This is a genomic window from Burkholderia pyrrocinia, assembly GCF_018417535.1.
In the GTDB taxonomy this organism is placed as follows: Bacteria; Pseudomonadota; Gammaproteobacteria; order Burkholderiales; family Burkholderiaceae; genus Burkholderia; species Burkholderia pyrrocinia_E.
This window is the reverse complement of record NZ_CP070979.1, coordinates 1,158,955-1,176,098: the sequence shown is the minus strand read 5'-3', so window position 1 is coordinate 1,176,098 and position 17,144 is coordinate 1,158,955. Positions and strand designations below refer to the sequence as shown.

The window sequence follows — 17,144 nt, the reverse complement described above, 5'->3', positions numbered from 1 at the left end:
TCCGTCACGTCGTCGCGTGCGCGGCGTCGGCCGGCATCGCGAAGCGCGCGATCGCGAACGGGTCGATCGGCGTGCTCGTCGCGCCCGTATCGATCAGCTCCGCCATCGTGTCGCCGACGCCCGGGCCGAGCTGGAAGCCATGCCCGCAGAAGCCGAACGCGTAATACAGCCCGTCGACCTTCGCGCTGCGCCCCATGATCGGCCGGTCGTCCGGCATGTAGCCCTCGACGCCGCTCCACACGCGGATGATGTTCAGTCGCGTCAGCGCGGGAATCACGCGCGCGAGCTGCGTGAACTGCAGCAGCGTGCTCTCCGGCAGCACCTTCGCGCGCCGTTCGTCGAGATAGGCCGGCGCGCGCGCGCAGCCGCCGATCACGATGTTGCCGCGCTCGACCTGCCGGAAGTACACGACTTCCTCGATATGCGGCGACGACACGCCGACGACGGGCCGGATCGCATACGGCACCGGCTCGGTCACGCACATCTGCGGACCGTTGACGGCAATCGGCACCGGCTCGCCGAACTGCGCGCTGAGCTGGCTGCCCCACGCACCGGCGGTCACGAGCAGGTTCGGCGCGCAGAACACGCGGCCGTCGGTGCTCGTCGCGCGGAACGTATCGCCATCCTTCTCGAGCGTCGCGATCCCGGTGTTCTCCTCGATGCGCGCACCCGCGCGCGCCGCCGCGCGACCGAACGCGGGGGCGGCCAGGCGCGGGTTCGCATGACCGTCCATCTCCGAATGCGACGCGCTCAGCACCTCGGGGCCGAGAAACGGAAACGTCGCGCGCATCGATGCGCCGCGGTACAGGTCGAGCTTCAGCCCGTAATGCGCGGCTTCGCGCGCATAGACCTCGAACGCGTCGTCCTGCTCCTGCCGGTAGCACACGCGGATATGCCCGGTCTGCAGGAATTCCGCGTCGTGCCCGATCAGCTCGGGCAGCCTGCCCCAGATCTCGCGCGACCGGTTCGCGAGCGGCAGTTGCGGCAGATAGCGGCCCTGCCGCCGCACGTTGCCGAAATTGACGCCGCTCGCCTGCTGCCCGATCAGCCCGCGTTCGAGCAGGATCACCGAGCGGCCGCGCCGGCGCAGGAAAAACGCGGCGGCGGCGCCCATGAACCCGCCGCCGACGATCACGACATCCGCATCGGCCCGCATCACTCGTCCCCCGACATCGTCGTCACGGCTTCCGCTTGCGACGCATGCGGCCCGTCCGCCGCGCGCAGCGCGATCGACAGCGGCTTCACGGGCGCCTGCCCGCGCAGGCGCCCGACCGCTTCGAGCGGCACGCCGGCCGCGGCGGCAATCACTTCCGCACCCGCATGGCCGCAGTAGCGGCCCTGGCAGCGCCCCATCCCGACGCGGCTGAAGGCCTTCGCGCGATTCGCTTCGCACGCGCCTTCGTCACGGATCACGCGGCGCAGTTCGCCGACGCTCACGCCCTCGCAACGGCAGACGATCGTGTCGTCGGACAGCGCCGCGGCGTGTTGCGCGGGCCACGGAAACGCCTGCGCGAGCCCCGCACGGAAACGGTCCATCTTCGCGCGCGTGCGCTGCAACGCGGCGATCTCGCGCGCGTCGACCGGCCGCCCGAGATCCTGCAGCACCGCAAGCGCCGCGAGGCGGCCTGCGGCTTCCGCGCCGTCGGCGCCGAGCACGCGCGCGCCGTCGCCGGCCAGATAAACGCCCGCGACCGAGCTGCGCCCCATGTCGTCGAGTTGCGGCAGCCATTGCCGCGTGTCGCCGTCGAAACGGAACGCGCAGCCGGCCAGATCCGCGAGCTGCGTCTCGGCACGCAGGTGGTAGCCCAACGCAATCGCGTCGCACGCGATGCGCTCGAGCGCACCGCCGGCGGTACGAAAGCTGACCGCGGAAACGCCCTGCGCCGGATCGCCGTGAATCTCGACCGGTTCGATCCCTTGCTCGACGCGCACGCCGGCGCGCCTGAGCGCGCGCGTGAGCGCAATGCCCTTCGCGAGCACGTCGGGACGCGCGAGCAGTTTCGGCAGCGCGCGCAGCCGGTTCGCGGCGGCCGACGTATCGAGCACGGCCGCGACCTTCGCGCCGGCCTGCACGTACTGGTTCGCGACGAGATACAGCAACGGGCCCGAGCCCATGAACACGACGTTCGCGCCGATCGCGCACGCCTGCGCCTTCAGGGCGATCTGCGATGCGCCGAGACTGTAGGTGCCCGCGTACTGCCAGCCCTTGACGGGCATCAGCCGGTCGGTCGCGCCCGGGCACAACACCAGCGCGTCATAAGGCCGCCGCACCGACATGCCGTCGCGCGCCGTGTAAAGCGCGCCGCCGGACACGCTCCACGCGAGCGTGTCCGGTTCGTAATCGAGCGACGCGCGCAGGCGCCCGAACGTGTCGTGCAGGTCTTGCGCGCGCGCGGCCTCGGTGCCGTACAGCTTCTCGTACGGGCGCGAGAACGTGTCGGGCTGGCGCCGGTAGATCTGGCCGCCGTCGCGCCGGCCCTCGTCGATCACGAGCGGGCGCACGCCGGCGGCCACCAGCATCTGCGCACAGCGCACGCCGGCCGGGCCGGCACCGACGACGATTACGCGAGGTTCGGCCATTGCGCCTCCGGTTGCCGGGTGACGATGTCGAGGCCCGGCTGCACGGCGGTCGTGCACGCACGCAGGCGCTCGCCGTCGGCGGTCCAGACCCAGCAGTCCTGGCACGCGCCCATCAGGCAGAAGCCGGCCCGCGCCTCGGGTCCGAACTCGGATTGCCGCACGTGTCCCGTCTGCGTCAGCATCGCGACGAGCAGCGTGTCGCCCTCGAGCCCGTTCACCGTGCGGCCGTCGACGCGAAATGCGACGGGATCGCGCCCGGTTTCGGCGAGACGAACGAATCGCCCTGTCATGTGCATCACTCCTGTCACGCGACGCCGTGCCGAACGAACCGGGCTGCAGCGCGCATCAACGTCAATCAGTGCAGGATGTCCTGCAGCCGGTAGTACGCGCCGACGAACGGCAAAAACCACGCGTGCCCGAAATGGCCGGGCATCGCCGGCCAGTCGAGCTCGCGCCACGGATTGGACGCTGCCGCGCCGTACAGCACGTCGGCCATCACGCGGCCCATGTGCACCGACATCTGCACGCCATGGCCGCTGTAGCCCATCGAGTAGTACAGCCCTTCGTGCTGCCCGGCGCGCGGCAGGCGGTCGGCCGTGATGTCGACGAGCCCGCCCCAGCAATAGTCGAGCCGCACGTTCGCGAGCTCGGGGAAATACGCGGCCATGCCCGCGCGCAGGATCTCGCCGCTCTTCGCGTCGGAGCGCGGGCTCGACATCGCGAAGCGCGCGCGGCCGCCGAACAGCAGCCGGTTGTCGGGCGTCACGCGGAAGTAGTTGCCGATATGGCGCGAGGTCACGTACGCGCGGCGATGCGGGAACAGCCGGTTCAACTGCGCGTCGGGCAGCAGTTCGGTGACGACGATGAAGCTGCCGACCGGCGCGATGCGCCGCCGGAACCATCCGAACGGCCCGTGCTGCGACGCGCCGGTCGCGACCAGCACGCGATCGGCGACGATCGTGCCGCGCGCGCTCGTCACTTCGTGCCGGTCGCCGTCGAGCCGCTTCAGTTGCGTGACGGCCGCATGCTCGAAGATGCGCGCGCCGACACGCGCGGCGGCCTGCGCGAGCCCGACCCCGAACTTGCCCATGTGCATCTGGGCGCCGTTGCGTTGCAGCAGGCCGCCGTAGAACCCGTCGGAGCCGACTTCGTCGCGGATCCGCGACGGCTCGATCAGCTCGATATCCGGATCGACGTCGCGCCGCAGCGCATCGTAAGTCCTGGCGAGACCCGCAAAATGCTGCGGCTTCGCGGCGAGCTTCAGCTTGCCGCTGCGCCGGAAATCGCAGTCGATCGCATGTTCGGCGACGATCGTCTCGACGCTCTTCACCGCGCTTTCGTAGGCGCGGTAGAACTGCTGCGCCTGCACGGCGCCGATTCGCGCGGCGAGCGACGCATAGTCCTGCGCGACACCGGTGTTGCATTGCCCGCCGTTGCGGCCGGACGCCTCTGCCGAGACCTGCGCGGCTTCGAGCACCACGACCGACACGCCACGCTGCGCGAGCGCCAGCGCCGCCGACAACCCGGTAAAACCACCGCCGATCACGACCACGTCGGCACGCCCTTCCACAGGCCCTGCGCTGCCGGCGCGAAAGTCGGGGCGGGTATCCAGCCAGTACGATTCGAATTTCATCGGGTCCTTCGTGAGCAATCGGGCGCTGCGCATGACGCGCATGCGCAGCGCCCGCCCGCCTGTCGCCGCAGGTTCGCGATCGGGCGACGGCCGCCCGGTGAATACCATTTAATCATCGTCAAAAAGCGCGGTTGCCGCGTATTGGCGCACGGCGCGCGCATCATCCGCTGTTTTGCGCAGCCGCGACAGCACATCATGCGCAAGCCGCGCGCGGGAGCCCGCGCGCACCGGCCGAATGCCGCCCGATCCCGTCATGAAAGGCGTCGGCGCCATCCGTCCCGCTCCCGCCGACATGTCGTCAGGACGCTCTTGAAGCGCAGGTTCGCGTCGTCAGCGTAGCGGCCGAGATCCTTGCCGATGCCCGACTGCTTGTAGCCGCCGGTCGGGATCGCGAAATCCGATGTGCTGCCATGGCGGTCGATCCATACCGTGCCGGCCTCGAGGCCGCGCATCATCCGCGGTGCGCGGCCGTGGCCTACAACATTGCCTGACTGATTAACCCGTACAGTCCGCATACCGGATCGAGCGCACCGCCGTGTGCCGCGGCGGGCGCGTTGCGAACCATCTTCGAGCAGGTGTCCACTCGCTTCAATCCCTGCGTGTCGAGCCAGTCCGGCAAGCTCGTTCCAGAAGGTACGTCGACGCGAACGAATTCGTTCTCCAATCCGCTCAACCAATAGCCGATCAGGGCCCTCGCACGCGCGTCGCCGGTCGAACGCGGTGCGACCACCGGGCCGATCAGGTAGCCGCGGCCAAAGCGGCGCAGCACCGAAAATCCGGCGATTTCGCCGTCGCGTTCGAGCACGACGCTTTCCCCGCGCGTCAGCAACGCCGACAAAAGCGCATCGCGCTCGAGGCCGGAAGCGCGCGCGTCCAGTTCGACGAGGCGACGCAAATCGGCAGGCGTCCCGGGCCGCAGTCGCTCGCCATCGGGCAGTGGCACCGCGGCAGGCCGGCTCACGTTCCCTTGATATTGGTCCAGCGATCCGCACACGTCGAAACCGAGCTTTTCGTAGAGCGGCAGGCCGGCCGGCGTCGCGTGCAGGAACGTGATGCGCGGCCCCAGTTCTTCGACGAGCGTCTCCATCAGCTCGCGGCCGATGCCCCGGCCCTGGTGTGCGGACGACACGATGACGTGCCCGATGGACGCGCGATCCGCGCCGAACTTCCAGCACATCGCAGTACCAATGACCACACCGTTCTCCTCGGCCGCGAACGCGATCGACGTGTCGGCGGAAAACTGCCAGTCTTCGAGCCTGAATGGCCAGCGAAGCGCCGTGGAGAGCGCGTGGGCCGCGGGTAAATCGGCCGCGGTGAACCTTCGATAGCGAAGCTCCGTCGTCGAGCGGGAATCGTTCATCACATGTTCCTGTTTCATCAAGCAATCCTTCCGGATGGCACCATCGCGCAACCGGGCGCGAACGACGGCGCGCGCCGGTCTCGCCGGATGTTCGACGAGCCGGCATCTGCGCCCTGACGTTCGCGGCACGCGCGTCATGCCGGCAAGTTCATGGAATCGACTATAGGAAATAATGCCTTCGTCATGCTTAGCAACCAGTAAACCGGCTGTTAACGCCTCTTTAACGTTCGGCCCGTGCATGACCATTCGATGCGGCTCGACTACCGGCTTGTCCGGCATCGGGCATACCTCCCCGGTGAGCGCCCGTCGCGACTGCTCCGCATGCGCGATGCGGGCACCGCACCCGATCGCGCGACGAATCTGCCGGGCACGATGGATCGACGCGCCGCGTCAAACGGTCGCGAAGTAATGCTGCGCCAGCGCGACCCAATACCGGACGCCGGCCGGAATGATGTCGTCGTTGAAATCGTATTTCGGATGATGCAGAGCCGGCGCGGCCGTTCCGGCCGGCGCATTGCCGATCAGCACATAAGCGCCGGGCCGCTCTTCCAGCATGAAGCCGAAGTCTTCGGATGTCATGTTCGGCGGCACGTCGCGATCAAGGCGTTCGTCGCCGAACGTCTCGCGAATGACCGCATCGCAGAGTGCCGTCTCGGCCGGCGTGTTGACCGTCGCGGGGTAGTACTGAAAAAACGCGACGTCGACTTGCGCGCCATAGGCACGGGCCAGCCCCTCGCACATGAGCTGGACGTCGCGCTGCAGCTTCTGCTGCAATGCCGACGACAGCGTGCGAATCGTCCCGCGCAACTCGGCGCTGTCCGGAATCACATTGTCCGTCGTTCCCGCATGGAACATGCAGACGGAAATGACGGCAGGATCCACCGGATCCTTGTGCCGCGCAGCGATGGTCTGACACTGCAGCACCATCGAACACGCGAGGGGGACGGGGTCGATGCCCAGGTGCGGCTGCGCCGCATGCGCGCCCTGGCCCGTTACCGTGATCCTGAATCGGGAGCCCGCGGCCATGATCGGGCCGGTACGCAACCCGAAATGCCCGGCAGGCAAACCGGGCCAGTTGTGCATGCCGAATACCGCCTCCGTCGGATAGTGCTCGAACAGCCCGTCGTCGATCATCTTCCGCGCGCCCGCGCCCCCCTCTTCTCCGGGCTGGAACACGAAATGAACGGTGCCCGGCAACTGCGGCAGTTCCTTCAGGATTCGCGCGGCCCCCAGCAACATGACGGTATGCCCGTCATGCCCGCACGCGTGCATGACCCCTTGGGCGCCCGATGCGTGCGCAAAGTCATTGGCTTCCTGGATCGGCAACGCATCCAGATCGGCACGGAGCACGATGCCGCGGCCCGGATTCGCACCGGGCAGGCTCGCGACGACTCCCGTGCCTCCGAGCCCACGCGACACCGCATAGCCGAGATCTTCAAGCTCACGGGCGACGACGTCGGCCGTCCGGTGCTCTTCGAATCGCAACTCGGGATGCGCATGCAGATCGCGGCGCAAGGTCGCCCAGTGCGCGTGATGCGTTTTCAGCGACGCGTCGGGAATGACGGGGTTTTCCAATCTCGGCACCTTTGCAAAGCAAACGGATTCAAATCTGTACTGCCGCCGCATCGCGCGCGGCAGTTGCTTCAATCATGGAAACCCAGGATCGACTTGATCTCCATGTACTCTTCCATCCCTTCGATCCCGTACTCGCGACCGTTCCCCGACTGCTTGTACCCGCCAAACGGAGCCTGCGGGTCCCATGCCGGGTAGTTCAGATGCACCTGGCCCGACCGGATGCGCGCAGCCACCGCGCGCATGCGTTCCTTGTCGGTGCCCTGCACATGTGCGCCGAGCCCGTAAACCGTGTCGTTCGCGATCGCGATGGCTTCTTCGACAGTGTCGTAAGGAAGGATCGCAAGGACCGGGCCAAAGATCTCCTGCTGCGCGATCGTCATGTCGGTGCGGACATCGGAAAAGACGGTCGGCCGCGCATAAAAGCCCCGGTTGAAACCCGCGGGCCGTCCGGGCCCGCCGGCGATGAGCTTCGCCCGTTCGTCGATGCCCGCGTCGATCATCTGCGCGACGCGATCGAACTGCGCGCGATTGGCCAGCGGGCCATGCGTCGTCGCTTCGGCGAACGGATCGCCGACGATCATCCGTTCCGTTGCCGCGACGGCCAGTTCCTCGACGCGGCCCAGAACGCCGCGCGGGACGATCATGCGGGTCGGCGCGCTGCACGACTGGCCCATGTTCCGGAACGCGGCGGCCACGCCCGGCGCGACGGCACGCGACAGGTCCGCGTCGGGCAACACGATGTTCGGCGACTTGCCGCCAAGCTCCTGCGCGACGCGCTTGACGGTCGGCGCCGCCGCTTGCGCAACCAGTACGCCCGCACGCGTCGACCCCGTGATCGAAACCATGTCGACCTCCGGATGCGAGGCAAGCGCCGCGCCCACTTCCGTGCCGCTGCCGCTCACCAGGTTGAATACGCCCGCGGGCACGCCCGCATCGGCGATCACTTCCGCAAACAGCAACGCGCTGAGCGGCGACAGCTCGCTCGGTTTCAGGACCACCGTGCAGCCTGCCGCGAGCGCCGGGCCGACCTTCGCGGTGATTTGATAGATCGGCCAGTTCCACGGCGTGATCAGCGCGCACACGCCGATCGGCTCGCGCACGACCGCGGTCGTCCCCCGCCGCGTGACGAACGGGTAGCTGGCCAGATTGTCGCGCGCGACCCGGATATGTTCGGCCGCGAGCGGCACATGGGCACCGCGCGCATAGCTGATGGGAGCGCCCATTTCCATCGCGAGTGCCGTGGCGAACAGTTCGGCTCGCTCCAGTATCAGCGCATGAACGCGGTCGAGCAGCGCGGCGCGTTGCTGCGGCGACGTCGCGGCCCAGCGTTCGAAAGCGTCGCGCGCGGCCTGCACCGCGCGGTCGGCATCGCGTGCGTTCCCGAGCGGAATTTCGCACAGCCTTTCTTCAGTGGACGGGCAGACGACCGCGAACCGATCGCTGCCCTCGGGCATGACCCAGTCTCCGTCGATAAAGAATCGATCCAGCCTTCCGGCTTGCATCAGGTGACGAACAGGTGAATTCATTGCAGGGTGTCCTTGAGTCGGTACCACGCGCCCACGAACGGCAAAAACCACGGTTTGCCGAAGTGGCCGGGAATAGCGGGCCAGTCGAAACTGCTCCACGGGTTGAGATCGGCTCGCCCGTCCATGATCTCCGCCATCAGCGTGCCCATCAGCGTGGCCATGTGCGTGCCGTGGCCGCTATAGCCCATCGAGTAATACACGCCTTGTCGCTGGCCCGCGCGCGGCAGACGGTTGGCCGTCATGTCGACCATGCCGCCCCAGCAATAGTCGATGCGCACGCCGGCCAGCTCGGGAAACACGGCGGCCATCTGTTGTCGCAGGATCAGCCCGCTCTTTTCGTCCGACCGGGGGTTCGACGCCGCGAAACGCGCCCGCCCGCCGAACAGCATCCGGTTGTCGGGCGTGACGCGAAAGAAATTGACGAAGTTCTTGGTGTCGGTGACCATCCGGCGGGTCGGCAGCAATCGGTCGAGCAGTTTGCGCGGCAACGGCTCGGTGACGATGATGAACGCGCCGACCGGCACGATCCTGCGGCGGATCCAGCCGAACGGCCCCACCTGCGAGATGCCGCTCGCGAGCAGCACCTGGCGCGCACGGATCTCGCCGAGCGGCGTATGCACCGCGTATGCGCCGCCCGCTTCCCTCGTCAATCTCAGAACCGGCGCATGCTCGAGAATGTGTGCGCCGCGCGCTTGCGCGGCGTTCGCCAGGCCGCGTACATAGCGGCCGACGTGCATCCCCGCACTCTTCTCGAAGATCAGCCCGCCGTGATAACGGTTCGAGCCGATCTCGTCACGCAGTTGCGCCTTCGTCACCACACGCGTGTCGGGGTCCACGCTCGCGGCGAGCAGCGCCTGACTTCGCACCAGCTTGTCGTAGTGCTCCGGCTTCGCCGCGAGCTTGAGCTTGCCGCGGCGCACGAAATCGCAGTCGATCGACTCCTCCCTGACCAGCCGCTCGACCTTGTCGACACCGGCATCGAACGCGAGATACAGCCGGTTGGCCAGTTCCGTGCCGATGCGCTGCGACAGTGAAGCGTAATCCTGCGCGAAGCCGTTGTTGCACATGCCGCCGTTGCGTCCCGACGCCGCCTGCCCCACGGTGCCCGCTTCGCAGACAACGACGCGCGCGCCCTTTTTCGACAGCGCCAGCGCAGCCGCCGAGCCCGTGATCCCGCCGCCCACCACGACCACGTCGCAACTTCCGTCAGGCAGCTCCGGCGAGCTGCTCACGAATGGCTCGGACGTATCGAGCCAGTAGGAACTGAAACGCATCACACACTCCAAAGCCGGCGGGTCGCGCACGATCCGAACCGAAGCGCATCGTTCAAACGCCGCCACCGCGTTGCGCGTGACGGCCGCAAACTAAAAATCAGCGACCTTGCCCCACGCGGATTCGCCGAATCGGCCGGGCCGATACGGCATCGGGTCCACGATCGGTTGCGCACCTGTGGCGAGATCCGCGATCAAGTGACCCGCGCCCGGGCCGATGCCGAAGCCGTGCCCGGAAAAGCCCGCCGCCAGGATCAAGCCCGGCACGCCCGGTACTTCGCCGATACCCGGGACGCCGTCCGGCGTGCTGTCGACGAACCCGGCCCATGCGTGCGTGATCGTCGCTTCGCGAAGTTCGGGCAGCAGTTCGACGGCACGGCGGTACGTCTCGGTGACCGTCGGCATATCGGGCTTCGGATCGAGAATGCGCACCGCCTCCATCGGTGTCGGCGCATCGAGTCGCCATCGCTTCAGCGTTTCGTGGCCGCCGCGCATGCCTTCGAGGCCTCCTGGAAGAAGGCTGCGCCAGCGCTTCGCGAACATCGGCACGAAATACGGGGCGAATCGCAGGAGCTGCGGCGTCACGTCCACGCGCGCGCGGCCGCTGATGGCCAGTGCGTAGCGTCCGTCGCTCCGGCGCGTAACGGACACGCCGGAGGTGTACAGCGCATCCGGCAAGCGCTGTTCGACAGGCGACACGCTCAGGATCGACTGGCGGATCGACGCCTGAGGAAAACGGATGCCGAGCTGGCGGCAGAACGACGACGCCCACGCGCCGCCGGCGAGCACGGCCGTCCTGGTCTTGATCACCCCGGCTTCCGTGACGACGCCGGAAACCCGGCCGCCCTCGAGTTCGATGCCGCGGGCCGCGCACTGCTGGTTGACGCTGCCGCCGAGCTTCATCAGTGCAGCGGCCACGGCCGGCGCGGCCTTCGCCGGATCGGCGGTGCCGTCGGTCGGCGAAAAGACGCCGCCCTTCCAGGGGCGCCCGGTTGGCTGCCCGCGCTCGCTCGCCTGCCGGCTGTCGAGCATGTACGTCGTCACGCCGGCGGTCCTGGCGAACTCGCCCCAACTGGACCAACGCGACAACTCGGCTTCGTCATTGCTCAGATACAACAGCCCGCAACGATGAAAACCGGTGTCTTCGCCGGATTCGGCGGCAAATCGTTCCCAGAGATCGAGGCTCTTGCTCGCCATCGGCAACTCGCGCGCGTCGCGGTTTTGCTGCCGGCACCAGCCCCAGTTGCGGCTCGACTGCTCGGCTCCGATCCTGCCCTTCTCGACCAGCGCGACCGACACCCCGCGCCGGGCCAGGTAGTAGGCGGTAAAGACGCCGATGATCCCGCCTCCGATCACGACGACGTCAGCCGCAGCCGGCTGCGTGGGCGAAGTTTGTATGTGTTGCAGCGGAGGTGACATGATCAATGTTGCCCGGTCGAAGCCTGGACGTTTTGCACGACGTAGAATTTCGCCACGCGCTCGCTGCTTTCCCACCCGATCGACGCGCCCCGCGGGACGAACAGCGCGTCGCCCGCGCCGGCCGACAGCACGCTGCCATCAGGCGCGGCGAACCGTACGCTGCCGGCCAGCAGCTGCATGAACTCGTTCACGCGATGCGGGCGAACGATCCGATGGTACGGCGTCGAATCCCACGTACCCGCGCAGTAATCTGCGCCGTCGTCGGTGAAGACGTTGTCACTGCGGCATTGCGGAGCGGGACCGAGCAGCACGTCGGCCGGCAGCGATGCGGACGTCTTGAAGTCGGCATCCGCGCGCAGCGCAAAGAGGCCGCGTTTCGTCGGGTTCCCGCAAGCCGCCGCGCAGAACATGAAAAGCACGGGCGATGCTGCGTTGACGCGGACCGTTGTGCCGCCGCCGATGACCGCCCCCGCTTGCGGACCGAGCACCAACGGCGCGGCTCCGGGAACTTCGAGGGTAAGCTCTCCTTCCACGACGACGATGGTTTCAATGTGCGGAAAGCTCGATACGTCGAGCTCGCCAACGAAGCCGATACGGCCCGCGGCCATCGAGTCGGGGCCTTCCCATGCAATCTCCCGATGTCGCCCGAAAGGGTCGTTCTCGCCGAATGACTCCTTGCGGAAGACGGTCGACAAGGGCGTGCCGTCGGCACGGTGCAACACCAACGCTACGGTCATTTCTGCTCCTGCGCATTGCGCGACGATCGTGTTGAAATGTCCTCGGGCGGTACCGGAAATCGATGTTCGCGCGACTTCGTTTTCCGCTAACTGTCAGGACTATTGATCTGTTCGATAAAGCGTACTCGTTGCGAAATAATTCAAGCGCGCGACTGGTGGGTCGTGCCTGCAATCATGCGGCGCAGGTCTTCCCGACTGATTAACTTCCAGAAAAGCGATCGTTAAGCACGGTTTAATGACCACGCCGCGGGCCGGTCGCAGCCGCGCGTCCGGCCCGCTTGCACCTACACGGCGTGACAGGACGCGTCGCGGCGTTCGGCACGCGTACGCATCGACGGCGCTCGCCCCGGCGTCCCACCCGAGCGCGCGCTCACGTAATCGCGCGGCGTCATCCCGAGCACCCGCCGGAAATGCCGGCACAGATGGCTCTGGTCGAAGAAACCGACCTCGGTCGCCACGACCGACGGCGCCACGCCGCCGCGCAGCAAGTCCTGCGCACGCCGAACCCGCACCAGACACAGATACCGATGCGGCGACAGCCCGATTTCGCTGCGAAAACGCGCGGTGAAACGCGACACGCTGAACCCGGCCACCGCCGCGAGCGTATCGAGATTCAGCGGCTGCGCGAACGACGCATCGATCGTGCGCAGCACGTCGCCGATGGCCGGCGATACGGCCCGCCCGACGCCGGCAGCGCGGAGCACCGCACTGTCGACCGGCTCGTGGAACAGATCGATCATGTTCTCCGTCCTCATGCGGCCGCCTGCGCGGCCGTGGCCGGCGCGACGCAGCGCGCGATCGCGAACGGCTTGATCGGCGTGCCGGCCGCGCCGGTGTCGATCAACCGCGCCATGGTGTCGCCGACGCAGGGCCCGGGCCGGAAGCCATGTCCGCAGAACCCGAACGCATCATGGAGACCGCGACCACGCCGGCGCCCCCTTCGAAGGGCCCTTCACGGCCGGCGCAAAACGCGGGGCGAGTATCCGGCCAGTACGATTCGGGTTTCATCGGATCCTTCTCGAGCATTGCGGCGACGACGATCGGCGGTCGCTCATTGAAAACCATTTAATCACCATCAAAAAGCGCAGTTGCCGCGTATTCGCGCACGGCGCACGCGCAATCCACCGTTTTTCGCGACTGCCGCAGCAGCGTGTGCGGAAAGCCGGAAAGCCGATCGCCGGCGCACGCGAGCGCGGCGAACGAATGGTGCGGCCCACTACTGGCGCACCGGCTGCACCGGCGCGACGACCGCCGCCGGCTCCGCCTGGAAGCGCGTCAAGTCGTCCTCGCTGCGATGGCACAGCACCTGCGCGCCGTTGTCGAGGGTGCGCAGCACGGGTGCCGTCCGATTGCATACGCCGTCCACCCGCATCGCGCAGCGCGACAGGAACGGGCACAGCTGCGCATCGTCCGCGCTCGCACCGATCGGCACCAGCGGCCGGTGGCAACGCTCGGCCGCATCGTCGAGCCAGCCCGCGCGCAGTTCCGGCGCCGACGACACGAGCAGGTGCGAGTACGGGTGATAAGGCGGCGCGCACAGCGCGTCGCGACTGCCCGTCTCGACGCGGCGGCCCGCGTACAGCACGACGATGTCGTCGCTTATCGCGCGCACCTTCGCGATGTCGTGCGTGATGAACACGTACGACACGCCGAGCTTCGCCTGCAGTTCGCGCAAAAGGTCCATGATCGCGGCGCCGACCACGGTATCGAGCGCCGACGTCACCTCGTCGCACAGGATCAGGTCGGGCTCGGCCGCGAGTGCGCGCGCGAGGTTCACGCGCTGCTTCTGCCCGCCGGACAGCTCGCCGGTGCGCCGCCCGGCGACCGCCGGCGGCAGCCGCACGAGCTCGAGCAGCTCCGCGACGCGCTGCCGCGCACGCGCGCCCTTGACCCCGTGATAGAACGCGAGCGGCCGTGCGAGCGTGCGCTCGACGGTATGCACCGGATTGAGCGCAGTATCGGCGTTCTGGAACACGATCTGCACGCGCCGGTGCTGCTCCTTCGTGCGCTTGCCGATATCGAGCGCGAGCGGCTCGCCGTCGAGCAGGATCTGTCCGCCGGTGGCCGGCACCAGGCCCGCGATCACCTTCGCGAGCGTCGTCTTGCCCGAGCCCGATTCGCCGATCACGCCGACCGTCTGCCCGCGCCCGATGCGCAGGTCCACTTCGTGCAGGATCACTTTCGCGGGCAGGCCCTTCACCGTGCGGGCGCCGTATCCGGCGACCGCGCCGCGCACGTCGAGCAGCGGCGCAGGCGCGGCAGCCGCGGGTTTCGCGTCGCGTTCGGCGCCGTTCGGCGTGACCGCCGCGATCAGGCTCTGCGTGTACGGGTGCGTGGGCGCATGCAGGATCTGTTCGGTATCGCCCGCCTCGCGGATCACGCCGTCGCTCAGCACGACGATCCGGTCGGCCATCTGCGCGACGACCGCGAGATCGTGCGACACGTATACCGCGCTCATGCCATAACGCCGGATCACGCTCTTGAACGCCTGCAGCACGTCGATCTGCGTGGTCACGTCGAGCGCCGTGGTCGGCTCGTCGAGAATCACCAGTTCCGGATCGGTGATCAGCGCCATCGCCGCCATCAGGCGCTGCAACTGGCCGCCCGACACCTGGTGCGGATAGCGCTTGCCGATCGTTTCCGGCTCCGGCAGCGCCAACGCGCGGAACAGCTCGACCGCCTTCGCCTGCGCGTCGCGCTTCGACATCGTCCGGTGTATCAGCGCACTCTCGATCACCTGGTCGAGGATCGTGCGCGACGGGTTGAACGCGGCGGCCGCGCTCTGCGCGATGTAGGCGACCTTGCGGCCGCGCAGCGCGGTCAGCGCCGGCGCGGACAGCGCGCATACGTCGGTGCCGGCGAGCTTCACCGAGCCGCCCGCGATCCGGCAGCCGGCGCGTGCATGGCCCATCAGTGCCAGCGCGATCGTCGTCTTGCCGGAGCCGGACTCGCCGATCAGCGCGAGCACCTCGCCGCGCCGGATCTCGAAGTCGACGCCATGGACGATCGTCGTCTCCGCACCGCCCGGGCGGCCGCCGACGACACGCAGCCCGCTGACCTCGACGAGCGGAGTCGATTCATGTCGCATCAGTGCTCTCCCGCGGCAGCGGCCGCGCCCTTGCGGCGGCCGCGATGCGGCAGGCCGTCGATCAACAGGTTGACGCCCACCGTCAGGATCGCAATCGCGACCGCGGGCATGATCGCGACGGCCGAGCCGTCGCCGAGGCTCGCGATGTTCTCGCGCACGAGCGAGCCGAGGTCCGCGTACGGCGGCTGCACGCCGAGCCCGAGAAAGCTCAGGCCGCTCAGCAGCAGCACGACGAACGTGAAGCGCAGCCCGGTATCGGCGAGCATCGGGTGGATCATGTTCGGCAGCATCTCGACGCACGCGATGTACAGCGCGCTCTCGCCGCGTGCTCGCGCAACCTGTACGAATTCAAGCGTGCTGATGTTCACGGCCAGCGCGCGCGCGATCCGGTACGAGCCCGGCATGTAGCTGACCGCGGCAGTCAGGATCAGCAGCGGCAGCGACGAGCCGAACGCGGCGACGAACATCAGCGCGAACATCTTCGACGGAATCGACGTGAGCGCGTCGAGCAGCCGGCTCATCGTCTCGTCGACCGCGCGGCCCGACACCGTCGCGAGCAGCCCGAGCGTCGTGCCGGTCAACGCGGCGAGCAGCACCGCGGCCAGCGCGAGCAGCACGGTCAGCCGCGTGCCGTACAGGATCCGGCTCAGCATGTCGCGGCCGAGGAAGTCGGAGCCGAACGGCAGCTTCGCGCTGAACGACGCGAACACGTCCGGCGTGACGATCGCGCCGACGTCGTGCGGCGCGAGCAGCGGCCCGAACACCGCGACGAACAGCATCAGGCCGACCATCGACAGGCCGACACGGCCGCCGGCCGTCAGCTTCATGCGTGCCGTGCGGCGCTTGCGCGGCTGCTCGGGGGCGGGCGCGGCAGGCGGCGTGCCGCCCCACGGCGGGCGCGGTTCGCCGGACGGCGGCAGCGCGCTGCTGCGTTGTACGGGTTCGGTCGGATGCATGGGCGGTATCTCGAAAGGAGGACGGGGCGCTCAGGTCCGCAGTCGCGGGTTCGACACGATCGAACACAGGTCGGCGAACAGCACGAGCGTCAGGTACGCGACGCAGAAGATCAGCGTGCACGCCTGGACCAGCGGGAAGTCGCGGTTGCCGACCGCATCGACCATCAGGCTGGCGAGGCCCGGATAGTTGAAGATCGTCTCGACGACGATCACGCCGCCGAGCAGATACGACAGGCTCAGTGCGACCGCATTGGCGATCGGCCCGATCGCGTTCGGCAGCGCATGGCGCAGCACGACGCGCGCCGGGCTCGCGCCCTTGAGCACGGCCATCTCGACATACGACGCGCTCAGTTGCTCGATCACCGCGGCGCGCGTCATCCGTGCCATCTGCGCGATCACGACCGCGCACAGCGTGAGCACCGGCATCGCATACGCGCGCAGAAAATCGTGGACGCTTTCGATCGGGCCGCTGTACGACAGCGCGGAGAGCCAGTGCAGCTTCACGGCCAGCACGAGCACGGCGACCGTTGCGATCAGGAATTCCGGCGTCGCGACGAGCGACAGCGTGCCGAGACTGATCACGCGATCGACCACCGACTCGCGCTTGACCGCCGCGAGTATCCCGAGCAGCAGCGCGATCGGCACCGATACGGCGGTCGTGATCGCCGCGAGCGCGAGCGACTTCGGCAGGCGCCCGCCGATCATGTCCGACACCGGCATGTCGCCGGACAGCGAGCGGCCGAAATCGCCGTGCAGCAACCCGGTGAGCCAGTGCACGTAGCGCACGTGCGCCGGCATGTCGAGGCCGAACTGCTGGCGCAGCGCGGCGATCGTTTCCGGCGTCGCCGACTGGCCGAGCGCGGCCTGCGCGGCATCGCCCGGCAGCAGGTTCGTGATCGTGAAGATGATCGCGGACACGATCAGCAGCGTCAGCGCGGTGACCGCGATGCGCCGGCCGATCAGCCCGATGAGGATTCGGTTCATGAAGCGGCACTCCCG

Annotated in this window: 15 protein-coding genes and 1 pseudogene; all 16 read right to left on the bottom strand. The window is 68.2% G+C overall.

The window, feature by feature from the left end; genetic code table 11:
• Positions 1–4 precede the first annotated feature (4 nt).
• The gene (locus JYG32_RS38240; protein WP_213267844.1) at positions 5–1,156 is read right to left on the bottom strand and encodes an NAD(P)/FAD-dependent oxidoreductase; all 1,152 of its coding nucleotides are present in this window, start codon (positions 1,154–1,156) and stop codon (positions 5–7) included.
• Positions 1,156–2,580 (bottom strand): NAD(P)/FAD-dependent oxidoreductase, encoded by a 1,425-nt coding sequence (locus JYG32_RS38235; protein WP_213267843.1) that lies wholly within the window; start codon positions 2,578–2,580, stop codon positions 1,156–1,158. Before JYG32_RS38235 ends, JYG32_RS38240 begins: the two co-directional genes overlap by 1 nt.
• A complete protein-coding gene (locus JYG32_RS38230) occupies positions 2,562–2,870 on the bottom strand; it encodes a (2Fe-2S)-binding protein (protein ID WP_213267842.1) in 309 nt (102 codons plus the stop codon). Before JYG32_RS38230 ends, JYG32_RS38235 begins: the two co-directional genes overlap by 19 nt.
• Before the next feature lie 65 nt (positions 2,871–2,935).
• Positions 2,936–4,213: an NAD(P)/FAD-dependent oxidoreductase gene (locus JYG32_RS38225; protein ID WP_213267841.1), complete on the bottom strand. Its 1,278-nt coding sequence runs from the start codon at positions 4,211–4,213 to the stop codon at positions 2,936–2,938.
• A 108-nt stretch (positions 4,214–4,321) separates the two neighbouring features.
• Entirely contained in the window at positions 4,322–4,486 is a 165-nt protein-coding gene (locus JYG32_RS38220) for a hypothetical protein (protein WP_213267840.1), read from the bottom strand.
• Positions 4,465–4,683, bottom strand: a pseudogene (locus JYG32_RS38215) (aldehyde dehydrogenase family protein); the annotation flags it as partial. The gene JYG32_RS38220 and the pseudogene JYG32_RS38215, both read right to left, overlap by 22 nt.
• 5 nt (positions 4,684–4,688) lie before the next feature.
• Complete coding sequence (locus tag JYG32_RS38210) at positions 4,689–5,591, bottom strand: GNAT family N-acetyltransferase (protein WP_213268339.1); 903 nt, start codon at positions 5,589–5,591, stop codon at positions 4,689–4,691.
• 372 nt (positions 5,592–5,963) lie between these two features.
• The gene (locus JYG32_RS38205; protein ID WP_213268338.1) at positions 5,964–7,148 is read right to left on the bottom strand and encodes a M20 aminoacylase family protein; all 1,185 of its coding nucleotides are present in this window, start codon (positions 7,146–7,148) and stop codon (positions 5,964–5,966) included.
• 68 nt (positions 7,149–7,216) lie between these two features.
• Positions 7,217–8,674 (bottom strand): aldehyde dehydrogenase family protein, encoded by a 1,458-nt coding sequence (locus JYG32_RS38200; RefSeq protein WP_213267838.1) that lies wholly within the window; start codon positions 8,672–8,674, stop codon positions 7,217–7,219.
• Positions 8,671–9,948 (bottom strand): NAD(P)/FAD-dependent oxidoreductase, encoded by a 1,278-nt coding sequence (locus tag JYG32_RS38195; RefSeq protein WP_213267837.1) that lies wholly within the window; start codon positions 9,946–9,948, stop codon positions 8,671–8,673. The genes JYG32_RS38200 and JYG32_RS38195 overlap by 4 nt, the downstream gene beginning before the upstream one ends.
• Positions 9,949–10,038: 90 nt before the next feature.
• The gene (locus tag JYG32_RS38190; RefSeq protein WP_213268337.1) at positions 10,039–11,364 is read right to left on the bottom strand and encodes an NAD(P)/FAD-dependent oxidoreductase; all 1,326 of its coding nucleotides are present in this window, start codon (positions 11,362–11,364) and stop codon (positions 10,039–10,041) included.
• A 2-nt stretch (positions 11,365–11,366) separates the two neighbouring features.
• On the bottom strand, positions 11,367–12,101 hold the full coding sequence (locus tag JYG32_RS38185; protein ID WP_213267836.1) for a cupin domain-containing protein: 735 nt from the start codon (positions 12,099–12,101) through the stop codon (positions 11,367–11,369).
• 284 nt (positions 12,102–12,385) lie between these two features.
• Positions 12,386–12,841, bottom strand: coding sequence for a helix-turn-helix domain-containing protein (locus JYG32_RS38180; RefSeq protein ID WP_249744923.1), 456 nt, complete (start codon positions 12,839–12,841; stop codon positions 12,386–12,388).
• Positions 12,842–13,317: 476 nt separating this feature from the next.
• On the bottom strand, positions 13,318–15,189 hold the full coding sequence (locus JYG32_RS38170) for an ABC transporter ATP-binding protein (RefSeq protein ID WP_213267835.1): 1,872 nt from the start codon (positions 15,187–15,189) through the stop codon (positions 13,318–13,320).
• Positions 15,189–16,145, bottom strand: a complete 957-nt coding sequence (locus JYG32_RS38165) for an ABC transporter permease (RefSeq protein ID WP_213267834.1) — start codon at positions 16,143–16,145, stop codon at positions 15,189–15,191. Before JYG32_RS38165 ends, JYG32_RS38170 begins: the two co-directional genes overlap by 1 nt.
• Positions 16,146–16,175: 30 nt before the next feature.
• Positions 16,176–17,129 (bottom strand): ABC transporter permease, encoded by a 954-nt coding sequence (locus JYG32_RS38160; protein ID WP_204421067.1) that lies wholly within the window; start codon positions 17,127–17,129, stop codon positions 16,176–16,178.
• Positions 17,130–17,144: the final 15 nt, after the last annotated feature.

Bases quoted from the DNA above. Each gene is read 5' to 3' on its own strand.
- JYG32_RS38240 (WP_213267844.1), bottom strand. From the start codon at position 1,156: ATGCGGGCCGATGCGGATGTCGTGATCGTCGGCGGCGGGTTCATGGGC.
- JYG32_RS38235 (WP_213267843.1), bottom strand. From the start codon at position 2,580: ATGGCCGAACCTCGCGTAATCGTCGTCGGTGCCGGCCCGGCCGGCGTG.
- JYG32_RS38230 (WP_213267842.1), bottom strand. From the start codon at position 2,870: ATGACAGGGCGATTCGTTCGTCTCGCCGAAACCGGGCGCGATCCCGTC.
- JYG32_RS38225 (WP_213267841.1), bottom strand. From the start codon at position 4,213: ATGAAATTCGAATCGTACTGGCTGGATACCCGCCCCGACTTTCGCGCC.
- JYG32_RS38220 (WP_213267840.1), bottom strand. From the start codon at position 4,486: ATGGCGCCGACGCCTTTCATGACGGGATCGGGCGGCATTCGGCCGGTG.
- JYG32_RS38210 (WP_213268339.1), bottom strand. From the start codon at position 5,591: ATGAAACAGGAACATGTGATGAACGATTCCCGCTCGACGACGGAGCTT.
- JYG32_RS38200 (WP_213267838.1), bottom strand. From the start codon at position 8,674: ATGAATTCACCTGTTCGTCACCTGATGCAAGCCGGAAGGCTGGATCGA.
- JYG32_RS38195 (WP_213267837.1), bottom strand. From the start codon at position 9,948: ATGCGTTTCAGTTCCTACTGGCTCGATACGTCCGAGCCATTCGTGAGC.
- JYG32_RS38190 (WP_213268337.1), bottom strand. From the start codon at position 11,364: ATGTCACCTCCGCTGCAACACATACAAACTTCGCCCACGCAGCCGGCT.
- JYG32_RS38185 (WP_213267836.1), bottom strand. From the start codon at position 12,101: ATGACCGTAGCGTTGGTGTTGCACCGTGCCGACGGCACGCCCTTGTCG.
- JYG32_RS38180 (WP_249744923.1), bottom strand. From the start codon at position 12,841: ATGATCGATCTGTTCCACGAGCCGGTCGACAGTGCGGTGCTCCGCGCT.
- JYG32_RS38170 (WP_213267835.1), bottom strand. From the start codon at position 15,189: ATGCGACATGAATCGACTCCGCTCGTCGAGGTCAGCGGGCTGCGTGTC.
- JYG32_RS38165 (WP_213267834.1), bottom strand. From the start codon at position 16,145: ATGCATCCGACCGAACCCGTACAACGCAGCAGCGCGCTGCCGCCGTCC.
- JYG32_RS38160 (WP_204421067.1), bottom strand. From the start codon at position 17,129: ATGAACCGAATCCTCATCGGGCTGATCGGCCGGCGCATCGCGGTCACC.